24 protein-coding genes, 1 tRNA gene and 1 pseudogene are annotated in these 23,899 nt (G+C 72.1%); 10 read left to right on the top strand and 16 right to left on the bottom strand.

What is annotated here, in order from left to right; all coding sequences use genetic code 11:
* Positions 1–8 precede the first annotated feature (8 nt).
* From FHR36_RS38280 to FHR36_RS38265, 4 genes are read right to left on the bottom strand one after another with little or no spacing between them, the layout of a single operon-like run.
* Complete coding sequence (locus FHR36_RS38280) at positions 9–1,028, bottom strand: 3-oxoacyl-ACP synthase III family protein (RefSeq protein WP_253804862.1); 1,020 nt, start codon at positions 1,026–1,028, stop codon at positions 9–11.
* A gap of 14 nt (positions 1,029–1,042) precedes the next feature.
* Positions 1,043–1,720 (bottom strand): SRPBCC family protein, encoded by a 678-nt coding sequence (locus FHR36_RS38275; protein WP_253804860.1) that lies wholly within the window; start codon positions 1,718–1,720, stop codon positions 1,043–1,045.
* Positions 1,692–3,446, bottom strand: coding sequence for a thiamine pyrophosphate-binding protein (locus tag FHR36_RS40205; RefSeq protein WP_253804858.1), 1,755 nt, complete (start codon positions 3,444–3,446; stop codon positions 1,692–1,694). Before FHR36_RS40205 ends, FHR36_RS38275 begins: the two co-directional genes overlap by 29 nt.
* Positions 3,443–4,459 (bottom strand): GlxA family transcriptional regulator, encoded by a 1,017-nt coding sequence (locus FHR36_RS38265; RefSeq protein WP_407660895.1) that lies wholly within the window; start codon positions 4,457–4,459, stop codon positions 3,443–3,445. Before FHR36_RS38265 ends, FHR36_RS40205 begins: the two co-directional genes overlap by 4 nt.
* A 187-nt stretch (positions 4,460–4,646) precedes the next feature.
* On the opposite strand from FHR36_RS38265, the gene FHR36_RS38260 reads away from it, so the two are divergent.
* Both FHR36_RS38260 and FHR36_RS38255 read left to right on the top strand, forming a co-directional pair.
* Positions 4,647–5,270 carry a histidine phosphatase family protein gene (locus FHR36_RS38260; protein ID WP_253804854.1) on the top strand — a complete coding sequence of 208 codons (624 nt, stop codon included), beginning with the start codon at positions 4,647–4,649 and terminating at the stop codon, positions 5,268–5,270.
* 170 nt (positions 5,271–5,440) lie between these two features.
* A complete protein-coding gene (locus FHR36_RS38255; protein WP_253804852.1) occupies positions 5,441–6,094 on the top strand; it encodes a hypothetical protein in 654 nt (217 codons plus the stop codon).
* Between the two features lie 48 nt (positions 6,095–6,142).
* On the opposite strand, the gene FHR36_RS38250 is transcribed toward FHR36_RS38255, so the two are convergent.
* Both FHR36_RS38250 and FHR36_RS38245 read right to left on the bottom strand, forming a co-directional pair.
* Positions 6,143–6,394, bottom strand: coding sequence for a CBU_0592 family membrane protein (locus FHR36_RS38250; RefSeq protein WP_253804850.1), 252 nt, complete (start codon positions 6,392–6,394; stop codon positions 6,143–6,145).
* 5 nt (positions 6,395–6,399) lie between these two features.
* A complete protein-coding gene (locus FHR36_RS38245; RefSeq protein ID WP_253804848.1) occupies positions 6,400–7,359 on the bottom strand; it encodes a cyclase family protein in 960 nt (319 codons plus the stop codon).
* A 71-nt stretch (positions 7,360–7,430) separates the two neighbouring features.
* On the opposite strand from FHR36_RS38245, the gene FHR36_RS38240 reads away from it, so the two are divergent.
* From FHR36_RS38240 to FHR36_RS38230, 3 genes are all read left to right on the top strand, one after another.
* The gene (locus FHR36_RS38240; protein ID WP_253804847.1) at positions 7,431–8,366 is read left to right on the top strand and encodes a LysR family transcriptional regulator; all 936 of its coding nucleotides are present in this window, start codon (positions 7,431–7,433) and stop codon (positions 8,364–8,366) included.
* A gap of 160 nt (positions 8,367–8,526) precedes the next feature.
* Entirely contained in the window at positions 8,527–9,165 is a 639-nt protein-coding gene (locus FHR36_RS38235; RefSeq protein WP_253804845.1) for an ATP-dependent Clp protease proteolytic subunit, read from the top strand.
* A gap of 1 nt (position 9,166) precedes the next feature.
* A complete protein-coding gene (locus tag FHR36_RS38230; RefSeq protein ID WP_253804844.1) occupies positions 9,167–9,769 on the top strand; it encodes a ClpP family protease in 603 nt (200 codons plus the stop codon).
* A gap of 78 nt (positions 9,770–9,847) precedes the next feature.
* On the opposite strand, the gene FHR36_RS38225 is transcribed toward FHR36_RS38230, so the two are convergent.
* Positions 9,848–10,273: a helix-turn-helix domain-containing protein gene (locus tag FHR36_RS38225; RefSeq protein WP_308199735.1), complete on the bottom strand. Its 426-nt coding sequence runs from the start codon at positions 10,271–10,273 to the stop codon at positions 9,848–9,850.
* A gap of 135 nt (positions 10,274–10,408) precedes the next feature.
* Between FHR36_RS38225 and FHR36_RS38220 the strand changes: the two genes are divergently transcribed.
* The gene (locus tag FHR36_RS38220; protein ID WP_253804842.1) at positions 10,409–11,275 is read left to right on the top strand and encodes an oxidoreductase; all 867 of its coding nucleotides are present in this window, start codon (positions 10,409–10,411) and stop codon (positions 11,273–11,275) included.
* A gap of 60 nt (positions 11,276–11,335) precedes the next feature.
* Here FHR36_RS38220 and FHR36_RS38215 read toward each other — a convergent pair.
* Positions 11,336–11,412, bottom strand: a tRNA-Met gene (locus FHR36_RS38215).
* 171 nt (positions 11,413–11,583) lie between these two features.
* On the opposite strand from FHR36_RS38215, the gene FHR36_RS38210 reads away from it, so the two are divergent.
* A complete protein-coding gene (locus tag FHR36_RS38210; protein WP_253804840.1) occupies positions 11,584–12,111 on the top strand; it encodes a peptidylprolyl isomerase in 528 nt (175 codons plus the stop codon).
* Positions 12,112–12,155: 44 nt separating this feature from the next.
* Positions 12,156–12,932, top strand: a complete 777-nt coding sequence (locus tag FHR36_RS38205; protein ID WP_253804838.1) for a hypothetical protein — start codon at positions 12,156–12,158, stop codon at positions 12,930–12,932.
* Between the two features lie 70 nt (positions 12,933–13,002).
* Here FHR36_RS38205 and FHR36_RS38200 read toward each other — a convergent pair whose 3' ends face one another.
* The 7 genes from FHR36_RS38200 to FHR36_RS38170 form a co-directional block, all read right to left on the bottom strand.
* Positions 13,003–14,727: a putative Ig domain-containing protein gene (locus FHR36_RS38200; RefSeq protein ID WP_253804836.1), complete on the bottom strand. Its 1,725-nt coding sequence runs from the start codon at positions 14,725–14,727 to the stop codon at positions 13,003–13,005.
* Positions 14,728–14,886: 159 nt separating this feature from the next.
* The gene (locus FHR36_RS38195) at positions 14,887–15,861 is read right to left on the bottom strand and encodes an antibiotic biosynthesis monooxygenase (RefSeq protein ID WP_253804835.1); all 975 of its coding nucleotides are present in this window, start codon (positions 15,859–15,861) and stop codon (positions 14,887–14,889) included.
* On the bottom strand, positions 15,858–18,590 hold the full coding sequence (locus FHR36_RS38190) for a molybdopterin-dependent oxidoreductase (RefSeq protein WP_253804833.1): 2,733 nt from the start codon (positions 18,588–18,590) through the stop codon (positions 15,858–15,860). Before FHR36_RS38190 ends, FHR36_RS38195 begins: the two co-directional genes overlap by 4 nt.
* Positions 18,587–19,414 (bottom strand): FAD binding domain-containing protein, encoded by an 828-nt coding sequence (locus tag FHR36_RS38185; protein ID WP_253804831.1) that lies wholly within the window; start codon positions 19,412–19,414, stop codon positions 18,587–18,589. The genes FHR36_RS38190 and FHR36_RS38185 overlap by 4 nt, the downstream gene beginning before the upstream one ends.
* Before the next feature lie 204 nt (positions 19,415–19,618).
* Positions 19,619–20,755, bottom strand: coding sequence for an FAD-dependent oxidoreductase (locus tag FHR36_RS38180; RefSeq protein ID WP_253804830.1), 1,137 nt, complete (start codon positions 20,753–20,755; stop codon positions 19,619–19,621).
* A 49-nt stretch (positions 20,756–20,804) separates the two neighbouring features.
* On the bottom strand, positions 20,805–21,500 hold the full coding sequence (locus tag FHR36_RS38175; protein ID WP_253804829.1) for a TetR/AcrR family transcriptional regulator: 696 nt from the start codon (positions 21,498–21,500) through the stop codon (positions 20,805–20,807).
* Positions 21,501–21,545: 45 nt separating this feature from the next.
* On the bottom strand, positions 21,546–22,037 hold the full coding sequence (locus FHR36_RS38170; protein ID WP_253804828.1) for a DUF6882 domain-containing protein: 492 nt from the start codon (positions 22,035–22,037) through the stop codon (positions 21,546–21,548).
* A gap of 181 nt (positions 22,038–22,218) precedes the next feature.
* On the opposite strand from FHR36_RS38170, the gene FHR36_RS38165 reads away from it, so the two are divergent.
* On the top strand, positions 22,219–22,698 hold the full coding sequence (locus tag FHR36_RS38165; RefSeq protein ID WP_301331269.1) for an HAD family hydrolase: 480 nt from the start codon (positions 22,219–22,221) through the stop codon (positions 22,696–22,698).
* 91 nt (positions 22,699–22,789) lie between these two features.
* A pseudogene (locus tag FHR36_RS38160) lies at positions 22,790–22,942 on the top strand (IS5/IS1182 family transposase); the annotation flags it as partial.
* A 50-nt stretch (positions 22,943–22,992) separates the two neighbouring features.
* Here FHR36_RS38160 and FHR36_RS40200 read toward each other — a convergent pair.
* Complete coding sequence (locus FHR36_RS40200) at positions 22,993–23,547, bottom strand: DUF6193 family natural product biosynthesis protein (protein WP_253804824.1); 555 nt, start codon at positions 23,545–23,547, stop codon at positions 22,993–22,995.
* Positions 23,548–23,899: the final 352 nt, after the last annotated feature.

Below are 23,899 nucleotides of genomic sequence, written 5' to 3'. Positions count from 1 at the left end.
GCGCCCGCTCAGGCCGCGCCCCAGCGGATCGCCGCCGCGCCCGCGTAGTCGCCCGCGTGGGCGAAGCCGCCCAGCACCACCAGGTCGCCCGCGGCGAGGCGCCCGGACCGCACGGCGCGGTCGAGCGTGACGGGAATGGCGGCGCCGAAGAGGTTTCCGCAGTCGTCGAAGGTGTCGGGGTGCCGGTCGGGCGGCACCCCGAGCGAGGTACGCCAGTTCTCCAGGAACGTGCGGTTGGGCTGGTTGGTGATCAGCAGGTCGATCCGCTCGCTGGGGACGGAGATCTGCTCGCAGACGTCCGCGACCACCTCGGGCACCAGCCGGTTGCCGCGTTCCAGGACGGTGCGGACGGATTCCTCGGTGAAGCCGATCCGCAGCTGGGACTCCCCCGGTTCCCAGTACCGTCGCCCGTCGTCGAGGACGCAGGTCATGTCGCCGCCGTACGCGCCGAAGTGGCGGCTGGTCACCGCGAGCACCGGGGACGCCGCCGAGGTGGTGAGGTAGCCGACGCCGCAGCCGTCGCCGGGTATCGCGGCCTGCGCGAGCCGCCGGACCTCGGACTGGGTGAAGAGCTGGCCGGCGGCGGTCTGCGCGTTGCAGATCAGCGCCGTCCTGGCGTCGGTGGTGAGGAGGATCTGCCGGGCCAGCCCCAGCATGTGGACGAAGGACGCGCAGCCCGCGTTGGCCACGTCGATCAGCCAGGTGGGACGGAGCCCGAGGCGGCGGGCGACCTCGGTCCCGGCCCCGACGAACGGGCTGTCCGGCAGCTGGCTGTGCACCAGCAGTACGTCCACCGACCGGATCGCGTCCCGGCCGTGCCGTTCGACCAGGGGCGCGACGGCCTGCTCGATCAGGTCCACGTTGCTCTCCGCGGCGACGTGGTGGCGCTGCGGCGGGATCCGGAACATCGGGTTGTCCCGGAGCCGGTCCTCCGCACCGGGGTACTCGGTGTAGTACGCCGCGGGCACCGGCTCGCCGGGCAGGAACCCTGAGACGTCGGTGAGGCTGACCGTCCTCACCGTGCCCACCGGGCTCAAGGTCCTCACCGGGCCACCGCCGCGCGGGGCTGGACGTTCAGGGGCAGGCCGTTGCGGTGGCGGTGCTCCAGGATGGCCTTGAGGTTGGCCATCTCCACCGTGTGCCCCGCGTAGAAGAGGTCCCAGTAGGCGCCCACCCACGTCCGGTCGGGGTCCGGGGCGAGGTCGGGGCGGGGGTTGGCGTCGTAGTGCGGGTGGCGGCAGTTGGTCCAGGTGACGACGGACCCGGGCCGGTCCAGGACCGATTCGGCGGGCAGGACCCGCATCAGGTAGATCATCCACAGCTGCTCGCCCTGGTCCCAGGCGCAGTGGAAGTCCACCGTGCGGGCGTCGGCGTTCGCCTCGACGCGGCAGAAAATCCTGGTGCGGGCCTCCAGCAGGTCGTCGCCGACCCAGGTGCCGGGCGTGCCCGACGGCGCGAAGTTGCGCAGGCTGAAGGTCCATTCCTCCAGGTGGTGGCCCTGCCGCAGGTAGTCGAAGACCTGGTCGGGCGGGCAGTCGATGTACTCGTGGATCGTGCAGTACTGGCCGTAGACCTCCTGGTGCGGGTAGGCCGGGCGGGTGAGCTCGGCGCAGCGGGCGGCGAGCGCGGCGGGGTCGGTGTTCTCGACCGTGGTCAGTCCGGGGACCGGCACCCCGGCGAGCGCGGACGGGTCAGCCGACGTGGACGGTTGCGTGCTCATGGGTGTTCTCCTGGTGGTCGGTCGGCCGGGGGCCGGCGGAGGTGAGGAAGGGCAGGAACGGCGGGATCTCGGCCGGGTCGAGGTCCACCGCCACCAGGGCGGGCCCTCGGGACGGCGCGTTGGTCCGGTGCAGGGCCCGCCGCAGCTGGGCCGCGCCGGTGGCCGCGGTGACGTCGAGGCCGGGGAAGAGGGCCGCCACGCCCGCGGCCGGGTTCGCGGGCCGGAAGAGGTTTCCGGGGTGCGGGGTTCCCCGGAAGATCACGTCCCGGGTGGCGCACATGGCGTGGGCGTTGTTGTTGAGGATCACGAAGGTGACGGGTGCGCCGTACTCCAGCGCCGTGTGCACCTCCATGCCGTGCATGAGGAAGGAGCCGTCCCCGGCGAGCACGTAGGTGCGCCGGCCGGTGGCGAGCGCCGCACCGATGCCGGCGCCGAAGGTGTAGCCCATGCCGCCCATGCCGACCGCCACCACGAACCGTCCGCGGCTCGGGGCCGGCAGGCGGTGGATCATGCCGGCGCCGGCGTTCCCGGCGTCCACGAAGACGTGGGCGTCGGGCGGCAGCGCGTCCGCCACCGCGGCGGCGGCCTCCGCGTGGGAGAGGCCGGTGCCGTCGCCGGGCGGCGTCGCCAGCGGGACGGGCCCGGCGTGGACGGGCGCGGGGAGACTGCGGGGCGCGAGGCGGTCGGCCAGTCGGCGCAGGGTCCGGCGCAGGTCGCCGCTCAGGTGGAGGTCGGTGGTGGAAGGAGGGTGCGGGGGCTCGGGATCGGCGCTCACGAGCGGTGTCGAGGCCAGCTCGGGCTCCAGCCCGGCCCGGGCCATGACGGGCAGTCGGGTGCCGACGAGCAGGCAGAGGTCCGCCCGGCGGAGGCAGTCCCGGACGTTGGGGTGTCCCATCACGCCCGCCACGCCGGCGAACCGCCGGTCGGTGTTGTCGAACACGTCCTTGGCGTCCGGGGTGACCGCGACCCACGCGCCCGTCCGCCGGACGAGCTCGGCCAGGTCCTCCTTCGCCCCTACCGCGGCCACCCCCTCCCCGGCGATCACCAGCAGCCGTCCGGCGGACCGGATCAGCCGCGCTGCCCGTTCCACCACCACGGGCGGGGAGTCCGGGCCGTCTGCGGCGAGCGGCGGGGCCGTGTGGAGCGCTCCGGCCGCGGCCTGCTGGACGTCCTTCGGCAGCAGCAGGACGGCCGGCCCCCGGGGGTGCGAGCAGGCCCGTCGCACGGCCTCGGCCAGCAACGGCCCGACGGCGTCGGGGCTCTCCACCCGGGCGCAGAAGCGGCTCACCGGCCCGAACAGGGCCAGGGCGTCGAGGGAGCCCGCGAGTCCGCTGGAGTCCTGGAAGGCGCCGCGGCCCTCCAGCGCGGTGGGCGGCTGCCCGACCAGGGCGAGCACCGGGACCCGGGAGGCGTACGCCTCCGCCAGGCCGGGGACGAGGTTCATCGCGCCGCCGCCGGAGGTGGCCGCGACCACGCCGAGCCGCGCGCCGGTCCGGGCGGAGCCGTCCGCCATCGTCACCGCCGAGAACTCGTGCTTGGCGACCACGGTCCTGATGCCGGTGCCGGGCTCGTTCAGGGCGTCGTACAGGTCCTCGATGTTGGCCCCGCCGACGCCGAAGACATGGCGGACGCCGGCCTCGGCGAGGAAGCGGGCCACCTGGTCGGCGACCCGGCGCGGGTGGGCGGGCTCGGCGGCCGGGGGTAACGTGCGGAGGTCGGTGATCACGGGGTCGTGCTCCGTTCCGCCGGGCCGGCGGCGACCACCAGTCCGGCCGGTTCGACGGTCTGGAAGCGGCGGCGGTACTCCTGGGGCGTGAGATCGACCAGTCGGCCGAAGGAGCGCAGGAAGGTCTCGGCGGAGGCGAATCCGCAGCGCCGCGCGACCTGTCCGACCGTCAACTCGGTGGATTCCAGCAGGTGGCGGGCCTGGGCGATGCGCAGCCGTTCGATGTACTGGCCGGGCGAGACCCCGACTTCGCGCCGGAACACCCGGGCGAAGTTGCGGACGCTCATGTTGGCGCGCCGCGCGACCTCCGGTACGGGGAGCGGTGCGGCCAGGTTCTCCTGGATCCACTCCTGGGCGGCGCGGATCGGCGGACGGTCCGCGAGCTGGGCGTCCAGCACCGCGCTGAACTGCGACTGCCCGCCGTTGCGTTTGAGGAACAGCACCAGGAAGCGGGCGACCTCCAGCGCGAACGACGCGCCGTGGTCGGCCTCGACGAGCGCGAGGGCCAGGTCGATCCCGGTCGACACCCCGGCCGAGGTCGCGACGTTGCCGTCCCACACGAAGATCGGCCCGCGGTCGACCGCCACCCCCGGGTAGCGGCGCGCCAGTTCGTCGCAGTACGCCCAGTGGGTGGTGGCACGTCGGCCGTCCAGTACCCCGGCCTCGGCGAGCAGGAAGGCACCGCCGCAGACGGACACCACCCGGCGCGAGCGCCCGGCGGCCCGCGCGATCCAGTCGACCAGCTCACGGTCGGCCAGGGTCTCGTACAGGCCCCAGCCTCCCGGCACGAGGAGGGTGTCGATCGGCCCCTCCCCCGTGGCGAGTGCCTCCGCCTCCATCACCAGACCGGCGCTGGTCCGCACCCGCGGCCCGTCGGCCGAGACGAACTCGATCCGGTAGCCGTCCAGGCCGGCGCGGAGTCTGTTGGCCGTGTCGAACACCTCGACCGGGCCGGTGATGTCCAGCGCCTGCGCACCGGAGTAGGTCACTACGACGACTCGTTGATGAGACACCATCAAAGTCTCCGGCCGCCCGGTCATGGCCGCAACGACGGCCTACTGACGAATTCGGCCATCCGGCGGCGGACCTGGGGACGCATGCTGCGCACGGGACCGACCCCACCGCAGCCGGAACCGGTGGACGGGTGGCCGGCGTCCCTCCGTGCGTCTTGCAAGATCGACTGCGCTGGAGGACACGCCCATGACCGGTACCGCCGCCCGCTACCTCTACCTCACCCGCCACGGCGAGGCCTTGCCGGACGAGAGCGGGCTGACGGACGCGGGGCGCCGCCAGGCCGCGCTGCTCGGGCAGCGGCTGCGCGGGGTCCCGCTGGCGGCGATCCACCACGGGTCGCTCGCCCGCGCCGAGCAGACCGCCCGGCTGATCGGTGAGCAGCTCGACGGCGTCCCGCTTCGCCGCTCGGAGGCGGCGGGCGACTTCCTCCCGTACCTGCCGGCCCGCGAGGAACTGCCGGCGGAGGCGGCCGACGCCTGGGGGACGTTCCTGGATCGGTTCACCGCCGAGGAGCGCGAGCAGGGCCCCGGGCTCGCGGCGGCGGCGCTCGCGGAGTTCACCGGCCCGGTCCCCGGGGACGAGCCGCGTCACGAGCTCGTCGTCACCCACAACTTCCTGGTCGGCTGGCTCCTTCGAGCCGCCTTCGAGGCGCCGGGGTGGCGGTGGCTTGGCATCAACCACGCCAATGCGGCCCTGACCGTCATCCGCTATTCGCCCGACCGTCCCCCGGCTGTCCTGATGTTCAACGACACCGGCCACCTCCCCGCCGAGCTCCGCTGGACCGGCTTCCCGCCGGAGCTCCACGTCTGAGCCTGTTGTTCGACCTCGGTGGTCACTCGACCTGCTGATCCTCCCTCTGCTCCACGCGGAGGAGGTGTACCGACGAGTCGAGGCGTGGCGCCGTGTGCCCGGCGGGCGGCCGGGTACGGTCGGCAGCGCGACGGGGGTGGGACCGATCACCGAGCGAGAGTGGGACTTCCATGGACGACACCCGATTCGGCCGGCACCTGGCCATCTACACGCTCCGCCCCAAGACCGCACTCTCGCAGGGCGAGGTCACGGCGGCCGTCCGCCGTCTCGCGGACGGCCTGACGGAGGGACAGCCGCACCGCACCGGCAACTTCACCCGCTTCCGCCTGCTGTACGACGGCCAGGAGGAGCGGCACCTGCTGCTGGTGTCGGCCGACATGCCGATGTCGCCCGACGGGCGGATCGATCAGCTGGCACCGCAGTTCGCCGTCCAGGCCATGGGCGCGTACGGGACCGTCGCGCTGCCGTCGGTGACCGAAGCGGACCTCGCGGTGAATTCCGACGACCCCGAGGCCCGCGAGTTCGACCTGGGCCGCCAGTTCTCCGTCGCCGAGGTGCAGCCCCTCCGCGGAAAGGGCTTCGACGGCCTCGTGGCCGCCGTCGACTCACACCTCGTCCCCTACCTGCACAAGGGCCCGACCCGGGGCGGCATGGTCACGAGCGTCTCACTGCTCGAACCGGCGGGCGACAACTACCAGCAGCTCCTCATCCTCGGGACGGTCGACGCCCAGGGAGGACTCGACCCCCGCCTGGACGAACTGGCCGACACCGCCGCCATCACACCGGTCGGCTTCTTCATCCAACTCTCCCTGAACGACGCCTGACCCCCGCAGCCACCGGGAGCCGCACCGGAAGGAACGCGAGGACCGGCGTCACACCGCGCCGAGCGAGGCGCTGCGACGTCCGAGTGCGACGGCGCCGACCGCGATCCAGGCGGTGTTGAGCACGGCGGACGGCCAGGCGTGATGGTAGCCGGAGTTGACCGTCAGTGCGGCGGAGCCGAACAGGTTGAGGAGCTGGAACGCGGAGCCGGCCGGGCGAATGCGCCCGGCCGACGCGAGGGCGTAGGCGGCGAGCAGCAGCCCGGCCCCGATCCATCCGGCGGCGGTGACCGCGGTCCCCATGGCGGCTACTCCTCCTCGCCGGGCAGCACCGCGTAGGCACGGACCGGGAAGGTCCCCATGCCCTCGACGGCGGGCGGCGCGGCGTGGAAGCGGAAGCCGTCCACGGGCAGCTGCTCCAGGCCGCGCAGGTGTTCCACCACGGGGATGCCCGCGGCCAGCAGGGTGGTGTGGGCGGGACGGGCCCCGTCGTCGGTGTCGTCGATGTTGAGCGAGTCGATGCCGACGAGTGCGGGCCGCTGCTCGGCGAGCCAAGCGGCGCCCTGCGCGGTGAGGAACGGGTGGCCGCCCGCGCCGTAGGCGTCGGTGCCCCAGTGCCGGTCCCAGCCGGTGTGGATCAGGACCGCCCGGCCGGTGACCGGGTACGGCAGCAGGGCGTTCCGGTCGACGGCGCGGCCGGGCGCACCGACGACCCGGACCACCACGCCGTCCAGGTCGACGAGTCCCGCGAGCGGCAGTCCGGCGAGGTCCGGCCCGTCGCCGAAGCGGTGGAAGGGGCTGTCGAGGTAGGTGCCGGTGTTGGCGACCATCGAGATCCGCCCGATGTGGAACTCGGTGCCGGGCGCGTAGTGGTCGCGGGACGCCGCCCGGGTGAGGTGGTCGCCGATCTCGGGGGCGGGCAGGCCCGGGTAGGTGACCATGCCGTGCCGGATGCGGTGGCTGAGGTCGACCGTGCGGCGTGCCGCCGTCCGCGGGACCGCCCCGCCGGTGGCGCGGCCGCCCTTGTGCGGCTCGCGCAGCGTACGCCGGCCGCTGATGCGCACCGTGTCGACCATGAGCAGGCCGAGGTGGCGTACGAGGAGCTCGGCGAGTTCGTCGTCGCCGAGGTCCGGGCCGGGCACGTCCAGCCGGAAGTCCTGGGTCTGCAGGCCGCCGCCGTTGGCGAACACCACGTCGGCGTCGAACTGCACCCGCCACTGCTGCTCGTCGGTCCGGTCGGGGCCCTGGTCCGTGTTCTGCGTCTCCATGCCTCCGATGATCACTGAAGCCGCGCTGGAGAACAATCGAGAACTTCTGAAGTGACGCTACAGTCCGCCTTATGGAACTCGACCCCAGACGTCTGCGGGTGCTCCACGCGGTGGCCGTGCGGGGCGGCGTGATGGACGCGGCGCGGCTGCTGCACCTGACACCCTCGGCGGTGTCGCAGCAGCTCACCCAGCTGGAGCGGGAGGTCGGCCAGCCGCTGGTGGACCGGTCCCGGCGAAGGGTCGGTCTCACCCCGGCCGGGCGGCTCCTCGCCGCCCGCGCCGCGCGCATCGAGCAGGAGCTGGCCGAGGCTCGTCAGGAACTGCTCCGCGTCAGCGGACGCGCGAGCGGCCCGGTGGCGATCGCCGGGTTCTCCTCGGCCATCTGCCACCTGCTGGTCCCGGCGCTGCGTCGACTCGCCGAGGCCCAGCCGGACCTGAAGCCCAGGGTGGTGGAGCTGGAGGGCCCCGAGGCGCTGCGCGAACTGCGGACCGGCGGGCTCGACCTGGTGGTCGCCGAGTACGACGTGGGCGGCCAGGGCGCCGCCGCCGACCCGACCGGTCTCACGGCGGCGCCGGTCGCCGACGACGAGTACCGCGTCGTCCTGCCCGCCGACTGGTCGCCCGCGCCGGGCTCCGTCCGGGACCTGGCGGACCGCCCATGGGTGGCCTCGCCGCCCGGGACGGCCTGCGGTCGGGCGCTGGAACGGATCTCCGCCGAGTACGGCTTCACCCCGCGCCACGCGCACACCGCCCTGGAGTTCCCGACCGTCCTGGCCCTGGTCGCGGCCGGCCTCGGCGCGGCGATCGTCCCCACCCTCGCCCTGAGCGGCACGGGCACCGACTTCGTCACGCTCCCGGCCCTGCCCGTCGCCGGCCACCGCCGCATCGCCGCGCTCCGGCGCGCCTCGGGCTCCGGCCCCGACCCGCTGACGGACGCCGTGGTCACGGCGCTGCGCGAGGCCGCGACGGCACTGGGCCTGAAACCGCCCGCCGGCAACGGGTCCTGACGGACCGGGCAAAAAATCTGACCGGACCGGCGGCTCTGCCCGTGGCGAATCTGCGGCGGGCAGAGAAACGGCATCCGGGGGTCTCCCGAGGTCAAGAGTGGAGTCGACGGCATCCCCGTCCCGAGCCTCGACAACTCGACACCTCGACAAGGAGATCCGGATGACTCCCCTCGCCCCGCCCCCGCCCCGCGCGGAGGAGCACGACACCCCGCCCAGCCGCTTCGACGACCACCTCGCCGCCCAGTTGCTCGGACAGCGGATCGTCCTGCTCGGCACGCAGGTCGACGACGTGTCGGCGAACCGGGTGTGCGCGCAGTTGCTGCTGCTGTCGGCGGAGGACCCGCGGACCGACATCAGCCTGTACATCAACAGCCCCGGCGGGTCGGTGACCGCGGGTCTCGCCATCTACGACACCATGCGGCTCATTCCCAACGACGTCTCGACGCTGGCGATGGGGTTCGCCGCCAGCATGGGCCAGTTCCTGCTCAGCGTCGGCGCGCCCGGCAAGCGGTACGCGCTGCCGAACGCGCGGATCATGATGCACCAGCCCTCGGCGGGCATCGGTGGCACCGCCGCGGACATCGAGATCCAGGCGGAGAACCTGCTGTTCACCAAGCGGGCCATCGAGCGGATCACCGCCGAGCACACCGGGCAGAGCGAGGAGACGATCGCCCGGGACGGCGACCGGGACCGCTGGTTCACGGCGGAGCAGGCCAGGGAGTACGGGATCGTGGACCGGGTGGTGGAGTCGGTCGCCGACATCCGCCCGGCCGCGTCCCGCCAGCGGATGGGGTTGTGACATGGGCTCCTACACGGTTCCGTACGTCATCGAGCGGACGGCGCAGGGCGAGCGGTCCTACGACGTCTTCAGCCGGCTGCTGAACGAGCGGATCATCTTCCTCGGCACCGAGATCGACGACGGGGTGGCCAACGTGGTCATCGCGCAGCTGCTGCACCTGGAGTCGGCGAGCCCGGAGAGCGAGATCTCGATCTACCTCAACTCCCCCGGCGGATCGTTCACTTCGCTGATGGCGATCTACGACACGATGACCTTCGTACAGGCGCCGATCTCCACGTTCTGCGTCGGCCAGGCGGCGTCGACGGCGGCGGTGCTGCTGGCCGGCGGGGATCCCGGGCGGCGGTTCGTGCTCCAGCACGCACGGGTGCTGCTCGGGCAGCCGGCCAGCGGCGGGCGGCAGGGGACGGTGTCCGACCTCAGCCTGGCGGCCAAGGAGATGGTCCGCGTCCGCTCGCAGGTGGAGGAGGTGCTGTCCCGGCACACCCACCACGACGCGGCCAAGCTGCGCGCGGACATGGACCGGGACATGGTGCTCACCGCCGAGGAGGCCGTCTCGTACGGGCTCGCCGACGAGGTGCTGAGCCGGCGGCTCGCGTTCGCCTGACCTCGCGCGGTGCCCGAACGGCCGGTACGGCGGTGGTTGGCCGCCCGCCGTACCGGCCGTCGGGGCAGCCGGTCGTGGTCAGGCGGCCAGGCAGAGGCCGTCGTGCCGCGCCGTGGGCGCCGTCCGGCCCCGGACCGCCCGGCTCGGCGCGTACCGGCTCTGCGCGTACCGGGCCAGCTCGTCCTGGGCGAGCGAGAGCAGGTCGCCGAGGCCGAGCCCGAGTGCCCTGGCGGCTGCCGCCAGCACCTCCGAGGAGGCCTCCTTGCGTCCGCGCTCCACCTCCGACAGGTACGGCATCGAGATCCGGGCCGCGTCCGCGACGTCCTTCAGCGTGCGCTCCTGGGCGAGCCGCTCGCGCCGCAGCACGTCGCCCACCAGGTCACGGAACAGCGGCTCCTTCGGCGCGGGAGCGGTCGGGACGCGGGTCGCCGCACCGGGACCGGGCGACGAGGCATGGGGACGCAGGGGGATGACGCGGCCTTCGTTCTGTGCATGAGTGCTCACCCCTCCAGCCTAGGGATCCGGGGCGCCGGGGGAAGGGAGCGGCGTTCAGCCCTGGGTGAAGCCGGGTCGGCATCGTCGGTGACTGATCGTCAATTTTCGCTACCGGCACGCCGACCGGTGGGAGAGGATCACCGTATGGACATCACTTCCGAGCGCGGCGACGCCGGCCGCATCTGGCTGATCACCGGCGCCAACTCCGGCTTCGGCCGGGCCATCGCCCAGGCCGCCCTGGACGCCGGCGACACGGTCGTCGCCGCCGCCCGCCGACCCGAGACACTGGCCCAGCAGGCCGCCGAACACCCCGGCCGGCTGGTGCCGGTCCGGCTGGACGTCACCGACGCGGAGCAGATCCCCGCCGTGGTCGCGGACACCATCGCCCGGTACGGGCGGATCGACGTCCTGGTGAACAACGCCGGGCGCGGCCTGATCGGCGCGGTCGAGGAGACCACCGACGACGAGCTGCGCGACCTGATGGAACTGCACTTCTTCGGTCCCGCCGCGCTCACCCGCGCCGTCCTGCCCCACATGCGGGAGCAGGGTACGGGCGCCGTCGTGCAGCTGAGCAGCATGGGCGGCCGCATGTCCTTCCCCGGCGTCGGCGCGTACTCGGCCACCAAGTTCGCGCTGGAGGGGCTGTCCGAGGCGCTCGCCCAGGAGGTCGCCGGCTTCGGGATCAAGGTGCTGGTCGTCGAGCCGGGCTCGTTCCGCACCGGCTTCGCCGGCCCGGGCGCACTGGCCCACTCCGCCCCGATCGCGGCCTACACGCCCCTCGTCGGCCCGGTCCGCGACGGCCTGCCCGACTCCGACGGCAAGCAGGCGGGCGACCCGGTCAAGGCCGCCGCCGCGATCCTCACCGCCCTGGAGGCCGACCGCACCCCGCTGCGCCTCGCCCTCGGCGGCGACGCGGTCGACGCCGTGCGCACGGCGCTGCAGAACAGCCTGGACGAGCTCGAGGCGTGGGAGAAGGTCGGCCGTGCGACCGGCTTCCCGGACGGCGCCTGACCGGCACAGTCATGAACGTGGCCGGGCCCGGTGCGACGAATCGCACCGGGCCCGGACCGTTGGTAGCGGGGACAGGATTTGAACCTGCGACCTCTGGGTTATGAGCCCAGCGAGCTACCGAGCTGCTCCACCCCGCGTCGGTGAACCAAACTCTACGCCACAACAGCCCCACCAGGCGAATCCGTATCCCCGTCCCGTCCCGCACCGGCAGCCACTCGTGCGGGTGAGATGCCGTGTCACTGCCCCGGACCGGCCCGCCCGGCCCGGAAGACTGGCCCCGCCACGACGACAACGACCGGAGGAACGTGATGGCGGAAGAGCTGTACGCGACGCTGAAGACCAACCAGGGCGACATCGAGATCCGGCTGCTGCCGAACCACGCCCCCAGGACGGTGAAGAACTTCGTGGAACTCGCCACCGGCGAGCGCGAGTGGATCGACCCGAACACCGGCCAGAAGAGCACGGCCCCGCTGTACGACGGCACGGTCTTCCACCGGGTCATCGAGGGCTTCATGATCCAGGGCGGTGACCCCCTGGGCAACGGCACCGGCGGCCCCGGCTACAAGTTCGCGGACGAGTTCCACCCCGACCTCGCCTTCACCAAGCCCTACCTGCTCGCCATGGCCAACGCCGGACCGGGCACCAACGGCTCCCAGTTCTTCATCACTCTCGGGCCGACCACCTGGCTCACCGGCAAGCACACCATCTTCGGCGAGGTCACCACCGATGCCGGCAAGAAGGTCGTCGACGCCATCGGCACCACCGAGACCAACCCCCGCAACGACCGCCCGGTGAACGACGTGGTCATCGAGAAGGTCGTCATCGAAACCCGCTGACACCCCACCGTCGGCGGGCAGGGGCGGTCTGCTTGGATCCGGGCATGACGGACTGGTCGAAGCTCAGCGACGCGTACGGCTCCGCGGACGGTGTCCCGGACCTGCTGGACCGGTTCGAGGCCGACCCGCCGGGCGTCTGGTCGGAGCTGATGGATCGGCTCTGCCCGCAGCTCGACACCGCGTTCTCGGCCGGCGTCGCGGCCCTGCCCCGGCTGGCCGGGATCGCGGCCGCCCGGGAACCTGCGGAGCGGCACTGGACCCTGTTCGCGGCAGGCCCGATCGTGTCGTCCGCGCGCCGCTCGGCCGAGGGCGTCGCCGCGTTGCAGCTCCACGCCACGGAGATCGCGGAGCTGGCACGGCTCGCCGACGACTGCCTCCGTCTGCCGCTGGAACCGGATGACTACCTCGGGCTGCTCGGGATGGCTCTGGCGTTCGAGGGCGTCGAGGTCTGGGACACGTGCCTGGACAACCTGGCACAGGGCGAGTTCGAGGTCGACTGCCCCTACTGCGGCGTCGACCTGTTCATCGTGATCGGCGAGGACGAGTCCTTCTCGTGCAGCGACGACTACGCGCTGGGCGAGGTCGTGAGGGCGCCACTTCGGCCGATGGATCCGGCCGAGGCGGCGGGACCGGCGGCGCGGCTGCACGAGCGGGCGCTCGCCGACGGACAGCCGGTGGTCGCCCGCAGGCTGTCGTACCTGTTCGGTGGTGCGTCCTGCACCGACTGCGGGACGGACTTCCCGGTGGCCGAACGCGTGATCGCGCAGGCCACCCTCGTGGTACCCCCGATTCCGCCCGCACCCGCCGTCCACGGCACCTGAGGCGGTCCGGGCGGAACGCCGGTTGCCCGCCCCGGCCGGATGCGGCGCGGGACGGGCAACCGAAGGGGCGTCAGGAGACGTTGAGGGTGATGTCGTCGAGGACGAACGAGGTCTGCTTGGTGTAGTCCTCGGCGCCGGTGAAGGTGAGGGTGACGCTCCGGCCGGCGTAGGCGGCGAGGTTGAAGGTCCGCTGCTGGTAGCCGGTGGCGGCGTTGAGGTTGGAGTAGGTGGCGAGGGTGGTGCCGTTGGCGGTGACCGTCAGCTTGTCGAAGGCGGTGGTCGTCGAGGACGCGCTGTCGATGTGCAGCCAGAAGCTGAGGGTGTAGTTCGTGCAGCCGGTCGGCAGGGTCACCGTCTGGGCGAGGGTGTCGGTGTTGGTGGTGCCGTAGCCGTCGAGCCAGGCGTCGTAGCTGCCCGAGTGCGGGGGCTCGCTGGAGCTGTTGTTGATGGTGGAGGTGCCGCCGCTGTTGGTCTCGGTCCAGGACGAGGTGGAGCCGGTCTCGAAGCCCGGGTTGGCGATCAGCTGGGCGGCCGTGCAGCCGGAGCCGCCGGCGGGGTTGACGGTCCAGGTGAAGGTCGCCGAGGAGGACGGGCCGGTGGAGTCGGTCGCGGTGGCGGTCACGGTGGACGTGCCGGCGACGGTCGGGGTGCCGCTGATCAGGCCGGTGGCGGCGTTGACGGACAGCCCGGCCGGCAGGCCGGTGGCGGCGTAGCTCAGGGTGCCGCCGGCGGTGTCGGTGGCGGAGAGCTGGAGGCTGGTGGCGGTGCCGGCGGTGGCGGTGCGGGTGCCCGGGTTGGTGAGGGTGACGGTGCCCGTACCGGTGCCGCCGCCGCTGCCCTGGGCGAGCCAGGCGGTGGCGTTGAGGGCGAGGGCGGCGTCGGTGCCGGCCGGGTCGTCCCAGCCGTTGTAGAGGGTGTTGCCGCTCTGGCCGGTGCCGTCGTCGATCGGCGAGCTGTCGCCCCAGATCGCGACGCGGCCGTTGCCGAAGGTGGAGGTCGCGAAGTTGGCGCCGGTGTTGCCGCTGTAGCCGCTGCGGTAGACCAGGCCCTTGACCGCCGGGTTGTCGCCGGGCTTGAGGGTGAAGGTGGTGCCGTTGCGGATGATGGAGCCGGTGACCTTGCCGAAGGAGCCGTTGAGCACCGGGTCGGTGGTGTCGGCGATGGCGCGCGGGTTCTCGTTGGCGATGTTCAGCAGGTCGACGGAGAGGCCGAACGGGTCGGTGCTGTCGACACTGTTGGTGGTCATCAGATCGTTGATGATCGCCGGGGAGTCCCAACCGTCGTTGTTGCGGTCGCTCTGGGTGTGGTCGGAGATGAGGAACAGTCCGCCGCCGTTCTGGACGAACTTCATCACGGCGGTCTTCTCGGCGTCGCTGAGCCGGATGTTGGGCTCGGGCAGCACGAACTCGTCGAAGTTGGCGAGGTCGAGCGCGCCGCCGGTGCCGTAGGTGATGGTGGACCCGGAGGGGAGGGTCTTCAGGCTGTACTGGCCGGTCTTCTGCAGGGCCACACCCCAGGCGGAGATGGCGCCGGTCCAGGAGGTCTCGGTGGTGGGGTTGGCGTTCTGACCGAGCGGGTCGGGCTGGCTGGTGGAGATGATCCAGTCGGCGTTGCCGGCGGTCTCGGCCTTGGTGTTGTCGAACAGGATCCGCTTGGGGGTGCTCGCCGCGGCCGCGGCTGTGGGGGCGGCCTCGGCCGCTGCGGCCCGGTGGGGTGCGGCGCCCGCACCGGCGAGGACCACCAGCGCGGCGGCGGCGAGCGCCAGCGGGCGGGCGGTGTTGATGGATCTGATCACGTGACAGCACTCCTCGTGCAAGTGGGGTAACAGAGGGTGCGCGCTACGCGCGTAGGCGCAGCGGTACGCTGTCATGGTCGGGTAATCAGAGCCTGAACGGAACACGTCGACTCAACTTTTAAGACAAACGTTGCTCCGGGCGGCCATGGTGACGGTTGGTCAGGGCAGGTGCCAGAACTGTCTGGTGATCAGGTAGAAGGCCGCGGCCCAGAGGACAGTGACGCCGGCGACGATGCCGAGGCCGATGCGGTTGGTGCGGGCAGCCGGTTCGCCGGGGGTGGGGCGGAGCCAGCGTCGCAGGAGGGGGTTCACGTAGTAGGGCATGGTCAGGAAGCTCATGATGAAGCTGGACAGCAGGTTGCCGACCAGCAGGCCGATCCAGAGCGGCATCTTCAGGGGTGACAGGGCGAGGGTGAGCAGGACGACGGTCGGGTAGAGGCCGACCCACACGGCGATGGCGGTCTTGGTCGCCGGTGGCGGCGGGGCCTCCCTGCCGTTCTCCTCGAAGGCGAACCAGCTGCCGAAGGAGTTGTCGATCGTGCGGAGTTTGAACTCGTTGAACTTCTCGCCCTCTTCGAGGATCCGGCGCCGGGTGCCGGAGGTCAGCCAGGCGTCGAGGTGCTCGGCGCTGTCGAAGCGGTAGAGCGTGGTCCATTCGTCCTGGAGGCCCTCGATCGGACGGAAAAGTTCGGTGCCGCGGAAGCCCGCGAAGGTCCGCTCCTCCTGGCTCATCCGCTGCTGCCAGTCGAGGAAGTCGTCGACGTGGTCGGGGTGAACGCGGTGGGCGACGACGACGGTGACGAGCGGGTCGGGGGCCTGCCGTCCGCCCCGGACGACCTGTTGGGTGCCGGGGCCGTCGAAGTAGCGGTCGCCGATGTCGAGCAGGTTCTGCCGGGTCGCGCTGTTGATCCAGGCCTGGAGGTGGGCGATGGAGTCGAAGCGGTAGATGACGAGCCAGTCGGGTTGCAGGGGGGTCGGCGGGGAGACCTCGGCGCCGAGGTAGCCGGCGTAGTCGGCGGCGGCGGCGTTGACGGCCTTCTGCCAGGCCCGGTACTCCTGCTCCAGACCCGGGCGTACCTTGAGTCCGAGGATGGCCGTGGCGGCGTCCGCTTCCAGGGGCTGCGTGGTGTTCATTGCGGTCCGGCCGTCCTCGAGGTGACCGGCGCGATGGCGTTCAGCCGGCCGAAGATCCGTTCCGGCGTGAGTGGCAGGGCGCGGTAGCGGACGCCGGTGGCGTCGTGGAGGGCGTTGGCGAGCGCGGCGGACACCGGGTTGATGCAGCACTCGGCCATGCCTTTGGAGCGCATCGGCCCGACGGAGTCGGAGGTGGGCACCAGGAGCACCTCGGTGCGGGGGATGTCGGCATACGTGGGGATGCGGTAGTTGCGGAGGTTGGGGTTGACCATGGCGCCGTCCGCGTCGATCAGGTGGTTCTCGGTGAGGGCGAAGCCGATGCCCTGGGCGACGCCGCCCTCGACCTGCCCGCGGACCTGGGCGGGGTTGATGACGTCGCCGGCGTCGGTGGCCTGCACGCTGTGCAGGATGCGGATCTCGCCGGTGACGCGGTGGACGGCGATCCGAAATCCCTGGGTGTTGGAGGTGACGCTGCGCGGTGAGCCGTACGCCTTGCGGGCGGCGGTGAAGCGGATGCCGCGGGCCCGGGCGAGGGCGACGAGGTCCGCGAGCGGGACGCGCTGTTCGCCGCAGCGGACGCCGTCGTCGTCCATCGAGCACATCACGACGTGGACGCCGGTGTGGGCGGCGGCGAACTCCAGGATCCGGTCGCGTACGGCGTTGGCCGCGCGGAGGACGGCGTTGCCGGCGACGAAGAGTCCGGCGCTGGCGAAGGCGCCGGTGTCGAAGCCGGTGCGGTCGGTGTCGGACTGGACGAGGCGGATCCGCCCCGGGGTGGTGCCGAGTTGGGTGGCGGCGATCTGGACGTGCGCGGTCGACGTGCCCTCGCCGAACTCGACGGTGCCGACGGCCAGTTCGTAGACGAGGTCGTCGCCGAGGGTGACCCAGGCCTCCGAGATGTGGTCGGTGGGGGGCGCGGTCTCGTGCAGGGAGGAGGCCACGCCGGAGCCGACCAGCCAGTCGGGTCCGGGGGCCGGCTGGTGCGCGGTACGGGCCATCGCGGCGTCCACCAGGTCGATGCACCGGCCGAGTCCGTCCTCGGTGAAGTGCACGTCGTCGGGTCCGTCGTGCAGGGCGACGAGCGGGTCGCCGGGGCGGACGATGTTGCGGCGGCGCAGTTCGAGCGGGTCGAGGTGGAGGGCGCGGGCCAGTTCGTCCATGGCCGATTCGACGGCGAAGGCGGGCTGGGTCATGCCGTATCCGCGCAGCGCGCCGCTGGGGACGGTGTTGGTGTAGACGGCGAAGGCGTCGTACTTCTTGTTGGGGCACCGGTAGATCATGACGGCCGCGCCGCCCGCGTACAGCGTTTCGCCGCCGTGGTTGCCGTAGGCGCCGGTGTTGGAGACGTTGCGGATCTGCAGGGCGGTGAGGGTCCCGTCCGCCTTGGCGCCGAGCTTGACGGTGAGGGCCATCGGGTGGCGGGGCGAGGCGGTGGTGAACTCCTCCTCGCGGGTGTACTCGAGGCAGACCGGCCGGCCGGTGTCGAGCGCGGCGAGGGCGACCAGGTCCTCGGAGATCACTTCCTGTTTGCCGCCGAAGCCGCCGCCGACGCGCTTGCAGAACACCCGTAACTGGTCCGGCCGCAGGGCGAACAGGTAGGCGAGTTTGACCTTGGCGATCGACGGCGACTGCGAGCTGGTGCGCACGTTGAGGCGGCCGTCCGCCGTCCAGGCGATCGAGCCGTGCGTCTCCAGGTGGGCGTGCTGCACGCGCGGGGAGGTGTACGTGCCCTCGTGGACCACGTCGGCCTCGGCGAAGCCGGCGTCGACGTCGCCGATGTGCGAGTGGATCTCCAGCAGGATGTTGTGGACCGGGTCCCGGACGAAGGGGTCGTCGGTGCCGTGCAGTTGCGGCGCGCCGTCGGCCATCGCCTCCTCGGGGTCGAACACGGCCGGCAGCAGCTCGTACTCGACCACGACCTTGCGGCAGCCCTCCTCCGCCGCCGCGACCGTGTCGGCCAGGACGGCGACGACGCGCTGCCCGACGAAGCGGACCGTGTTGTCGAGGATGAAGGTGTCGTCCGGGTCGACGAGATGGTCGGTGTGGATCGCCGTGTTGAACCGCCGGCGCGGCACGTCCTGCCAGGTGTAGACGCGGCGCACGCCGGGCACGGCGAGCGCGGCGCTCTTGTCGATCGAGACGATCCGGGCGTGCGCGTGCGGCGAGTGCAGCACCTTGAGGTGCAGCATGCCCTCCATCCGGGTGTCCATGGTGAACTCGGCGCGGCCGGTCACCACGTCCTCGGCCGCCGGTGCGCCGACGCTCGTCCCCATGGCCTTCCCGGGAGCCGCCGACTCGACGCCGGTACGGCCGCGCACGGCGTCCTCGATCGCCCGGTAGCCGGTGCAGCGGCAGAGGTTGCCCTTCAACGCCCTCGGCAGGTCGTCCTTCTGGGCCTCGGTGAGCGTCGCGGACGTCATGATCATCCCGGCGGTGCAGAAGCCGCACTGGAATCCCGGGGCGTCCCGGAACTGCCGCTGCACCGGGTGCAGGTCGCCCGGTGATCCGAGTCCCTCGACGGTCGTCACCTCGCGGCCGTCCGCGCGGAACGCGGGGGTGATGCAGCTGTGCACCGGCTGACCGTCCAGCCACACCGTGCACGCGCCGCAGTCGCCCGCGTCGCACCCCTTCTTGACGCCGAAGTGGCCGAGCGAGCGGAGGAAGGTGCGCAGGCACTGGCCGGGCCGCGGCTCCTCGTCGAAGCCCCGGCCGTTCACGGTGAAGGTCATGCCGGGCTCCCAGCCATGAGTTCGTGACGGATCTCTTCGGTGAAGTGCTTGGTGAGGTGGCGCCGGTGCTCGGGCGTCCCGTTGGGATCGGCGAACCAGACGTCGGCGGGGATCACGTCGATGCTGTGCTGGAGCGTCGGCGCGTCGGGCATGGAGTCGAAGGCGATCCGGATCGGCCGGGTGGTCCCGGCGGTGACGGTCAGCAACAGGTCGTTGCGGCCGGGCGTCTGGGTGCCGATCAGGAACACCGTCGAACGGCCGAGGCGGGTCAGCTCGAAGCGGCGGTGCACGGCGCGTTTGCGCAGCGCACCGGTCGGAATCCGGATCCGGCGCAGGAGTTCGCCGGGTGCGAGGATGTTGCGGTTGTTGCCGGTGACGAACTCGAGGGCGTCCACGACCCGGGTCGAACCGTCGGGCGCCCACAGCTCGTACCCGGCCTCCAGCGCGACCGTGAGTGTGATCATCGGTCCGGCGGGCAGCGAGAGACAGATGTTGCCGCCGACGGTCGCCGCGTTCCACACCTTGAACGAGGACAGGAACGCCTCGCAGCTCGTGGCGAGCAGCGGGCCCGCGGTCCACTCCCGCGGCGGCTCGAACGCGTACAGGTCACGGACGGTGCAGGTCGCACCGATCTCCAGGCCGCTCGAGTCCGCGACCAGCGGGGCCCAGCCCAAAGAGGTCAGATCGATCAGGCGGCGCAGGTCCGGCTGCTCGGTCGAGAACAGGTACGTTCCGCCGGCGAGCCAGGCGTCGCCCTCGCGCCAGTCCGGACCGGGCCGGTCGGCCGGACGCCGGACGACCTCGGTGATGGTGTTGAGGTCCATGGGAACCGGTCTCCCTCACGACGACCGCCGCGGGACGGACCGCCCACCGAACCACCGTCGGGCCGCTGCGGTCGAACTGCTCGGGGAGGAGCATCGGCGGGCACTGGGATTCCCCTCCAGCGTAAGGCCGGACGCGCGGAGCCCGCCAAGTCGGGGGCCGCGGCCGGGCGGCGAGAGCGGGCACCTCGCCGCTCTCCTGCCTCCCTACCGGCCGCGGAACATGTCGACGAGCGGCGCCGGGGCCTGCGGGTGGAAGATCAGATCGAGGGCCCGGGCCGATTCGGCGGCCGTCCCGGCGGCCCGGGCGAACATCTCCTGCTCGTAGGCGCGCACAGCGGCGAAGGCGTCCCCGGGGTGGGCGAGCAGGTGGCGGGCGAACTCGGCGCCGTCGTACAGGGCGAGATTGGCCCCCTCCCCCGCGAACGGGGACATCAGGTGGGCCGCGTCGCCGAGCAGCGTGACGCCGGGGCGGCCCTCCCAGGTCAGCCCGGCAGGCAGCGCGTGGATGTGGCGCGGGGTCAGCGGACCGTCCGCATCCGCGACCATCCGCCGCAGCGCGCCGTCCCAGTCGGCGAAGTGCTCCAGTACGGCCCGCTTCGCGGCGTCGGCGTCGGCGTCGGCGAAGTCGACGGTGCCCAGCCACGCCTCCTCGGCGCGCAGCGCGACGTACAGGTGGATGCTGCCGTCGGTCTCGCGGTGGGCGAGGAAGCCCTTGTCGTCGCCGAGCGCGAAGAACATGCCGCCGCCGACGAGGGCGGCCGCCTCGGGGTGGCGGCGGTCCGCGTCCTCGAGGTCGAGTTCGACGAAGGAGATGCCGCTGTAGGCGGGGCGGGCGTCGGTGAGCAGGGGCCGGATCCTCGACCAGGCGCCGTCGGCGCCGATCAGCAGGTCGGTGGTGAACGCGCTCCCGTCGGCGAGCGTGACCTCGTACCGGCCGTCGCCCCGTGGGTGGGCTCCGGTGACCTTGGCGCCCCAGCGGACGGCGCCGTCTGGCAGCGAGCCGAGCAGGAGCTTCCGCAGGTCGCCGCGGTCGATCTCGGGCCGCGTGCCGTCGGCGTCGTCGGCCTCCTCGTGGACGACGGCACCCTGCTTGTCCAGGACGCGCAGCGCCTGGCCGCCCGGGTGGACCCGGGCCAGGAACTCCGCGTGGAGGTGGGCCCGGCGGAGGGCCTCCTGCCCGGTGTCGTCGTGGATGTCGAGCATCCCGCCCTGTCCGCGGGCGCCGGCAGCGGCGTCGAGGTCGAACACGGGGACGTCGATGCCGTTGACGTGCAGGACGCGCGCCAGCATCAGCCCGCCCAGGCCGCCGCCGACGATGGCTGTGGAGTAGTGGGGAGTCATGCCTCCAACGTAACGAACATGTTCGTGACGAACAAGTTCGCTATGAATTTCACCGAGTGGGACGAGTGGCGAGGATGCCGTTCAGCAGCATGTCCACACTCCAGCGCCGACGCTCGACCGGCGTACCGGACACCAGGTTGTCGGCCTGCGCCCGCACATGCGGATGCACCTCCGGAGAGGCACCGGCCAGCGCCGTCCGCAGCCGGTCCCAGTCCGCCTCCGCGTGCGAGTCCTCCCGGCGGGCCGAGTGCTCCGCCGCCGACGCGGTGGCACTCTGCAGCAGGATGTCGACGCCCCACGCGGCCTGCAGATCGGGCACACCGCCCTCGGCGAGAAGCCCGAGCAGCACCTCCAGCAGCGCGAGGTAGTTGTCACCCGCCGGCCGAGCGGTCAGCGCCGCGTGCGCGAGCGCCGGGTGGGCGAACAGCACCTCCTCGTAGCTCGCCAGCACCGCATCCAGCCGCTCCCGCCAGTCCCCGTTCCCCTCCCCCGAACCGGCCGAACCGGCCGCGGCCAGGTCCACCCGCCCCAGCAGCCGCTCCAGGATCGCCGCGTGCAACTCGGCCGTGTTCGCGACGTACACGTACAGCGACGCCGGCCCGGTGTCCAGCGCCTGGGCGAGCCGCCGCATCGTGACGCGCTGCAGCCCCTCCCGCTCCATCAGCGCAACGGCGGTGTCGACGATCCCCTCACGGGTGAGGGCGGGCTTGGCGGGACGCTCGCGGCGGCTCTGCGGGGTTGGCATGCCGCGATCCTACGACCGGACATGTTCGTACCGAACGCGTTCGAGCTACGCGCCTCCGCCGACGCGCGTCAGGTCGTGCAGCAGGAAGTGGAACTGCATCCCGTCCGTCGACTCGGCCCACAGCCCGTCGGCGTCGAGCACCGATGCCGCGACCATCCGCGCCTCGGCGACGAGTTCGGGGTGGTAGTCGAAGCCCTGCCACGGCAGGACGGGGAACCCGCCTGCCTCGCCGAATCGGCGCACCTCCTCGATGTCGCCGACCACCGCCCGCGGCAGCGAGTCATTGGCCCACGCCCACAGCCACGTCCCGCGGTCCAGGCTCACGCTGCCGATCATCGTGATCCGGCCGGTCAGGAACACCTGCCCGCCCCGCGACCACGTCATCCTCGCGTCGTCCATCGACCACGCGTACTGCACGTCACCGGACAGGCTGTAGCGTTCCACCATGAGCGCCTGCCGCGCGCGGGCGCGCTCACGCGCCGCGAGCACGACCGCCTCCCACGCGGAGTGGTCATGCCTCGTGCCGTCCTCCACCATGCCTCCTCGCACATCCGTGCACGTGTCGGCATGATCCTCCCACCATCGCGACCGAGGTAGCGGATCAGGGCCCGCAGGCGCCTGCGCGAGGATTGACGCGTCGGTAGCCGGGTGACAGCCTGCCCGTGCTCACCAAGCTGATGATCGCCCCGACGTCGAGCAGGGCTGGGCCGAAGCGGATCTGACCGCCGCAGCCCATCGCGAGAGCTACCTCCGCTGGGTCGGGGCCGCCGGAGTGGACTCCGTCCTGGCCGACGCGATGTACGAAACTCTGTCCGACGCAGCTGACAACCTGTTCGCTGCCGATGTGGCACCCACCCTGATGGCGCTCAAAGCAGCCGGGCTCAAGGTGGCGGTCGTCAGCGACATTCACGTCGACATCCGCCCCGCCTTCCTGAAGGCCGGCCTGGACACCTACGTCGACGACTACGTCCTGTCGTTCGAGCACGGCACGTGCAAACCCGACCCAGCCATCTTCCGTACGGCCCTCGACCGGCTCGGGGTCCAACCCTCCGAGGCGCTGATGGTCGGCGACCGGTCCGGCCACGACGGTGCGGCCGTCGAAGCCGGAGTCACCACGCTGCTCGTTCCGCCGTTGACGGATGTCGCCGAGAAGAGGCTGCATCTCGTCCTCGCGGCCTGTGGCGTTCCTGTCCGCTGACAGCTCCGGTTCGCATCACCGAGCACGGCCGGTCGACCGGTCCCGCCATCCGGCTCCGGACCTCCCCGGCCAGGAACGCGACCGCGACGGCGACCGCGAGGCCTACAAGAAGCGCAACACGGTCGAGCGGTGCATCAACCGTCTGAAGCAGTGGCGCGGTCTGGCCATGCGCACCGACAGACTCGCCATCGCCTACCAGGCCGCACTCCACCTCGCAGCCATCCTCATGTGGCTCCGCAGATGACCTGGGGTCTGCCCCGCCTGGAGCGTGTTCTGGCCTGTGACCGACCATCCTTAACGTGCTGGCCCGAGCCCCTCCGGCAGGGTGGCCACCACCAGGGCGACGGCCTCCTCCGGCGTCTCGAAGCGCGCGATCACCTCGCGCCCGTTGTGTACCCCGTAGACCCCCTTTTCGTGCACCCACAGGATGTGCCCGACATGTGTCTTCCAGTTCGCCCTGACACTGGTGGAGAACCAGACGTTCATCATGCTGAGCGCAGGTGTCAGCCGGCGGAGCACCGGCTGGGCGTACGCCGCAGCCAGCAACGCATGCGTGCGTAGGTCCCGGTCGCCCGGCGGAAAGTGGATGCGGTCCAACTGAAGGTGCCACTCCAACTCGACCCCGCCGAACGGCTCCCGCTCGTGCGCGAGGGCCCAGGGCCGGAATTCGATGCACGGGGCCTGCGCCTTGGCCTCCTCGAGCCCCGCTCCGCCGGTCCAGGCCACCACCGCCCTGACCACCTCGGCCGGATCGGCGGTCCACCCGCCGGCCAGGCGCGGGAAGTTACTCGGAAGGTCACTTGCGAGGACCACCCGGAAGGCCCGGCGCTGCTCGTCGGGCGGATACACCGCCACCCGCCGGCCGAGCCCTGCATCGACATACTTCGCGAGGGACCCCCACTCATCGTCCGACTCGTGCAGGACGACCCCGATCCCCTCCGCCGTCTGCCTCAGCAGCTCCCGCAGTACCCCGCGACCCCAGTTGCTCCCGCCAGACCCCACCCCAGAAGTTCATCACCTCAGTATGCCGCTGAGCGTGTCAACGGACCGCCCACCACAGCAACCTCTTGCGCGGTCCTGAACGAGTCCGAGCCCTCGCACCACTGACCACCAGCAGGACAGATACGTCAGATCAACTACTCGGCCCATCATAGAGACACGCCTCTGTTCCGGTGCCTTCCGCGCGGCGCGGGTAGGGTCT

Origin of the sequence: Kitasatospora cinereorecta (assembly GCF_024172095.1) — a bacterium.
Classification (GTDB): Bacteria; Actinomycetota; Actinomycetes; order Streptomycetales; family Streptomycetaceae; genus Kitasatospora; species Kitasatospora cinereorecta.
This window is presented reverse-complemented; position numbering and strand designations above follow the sequence as displayed.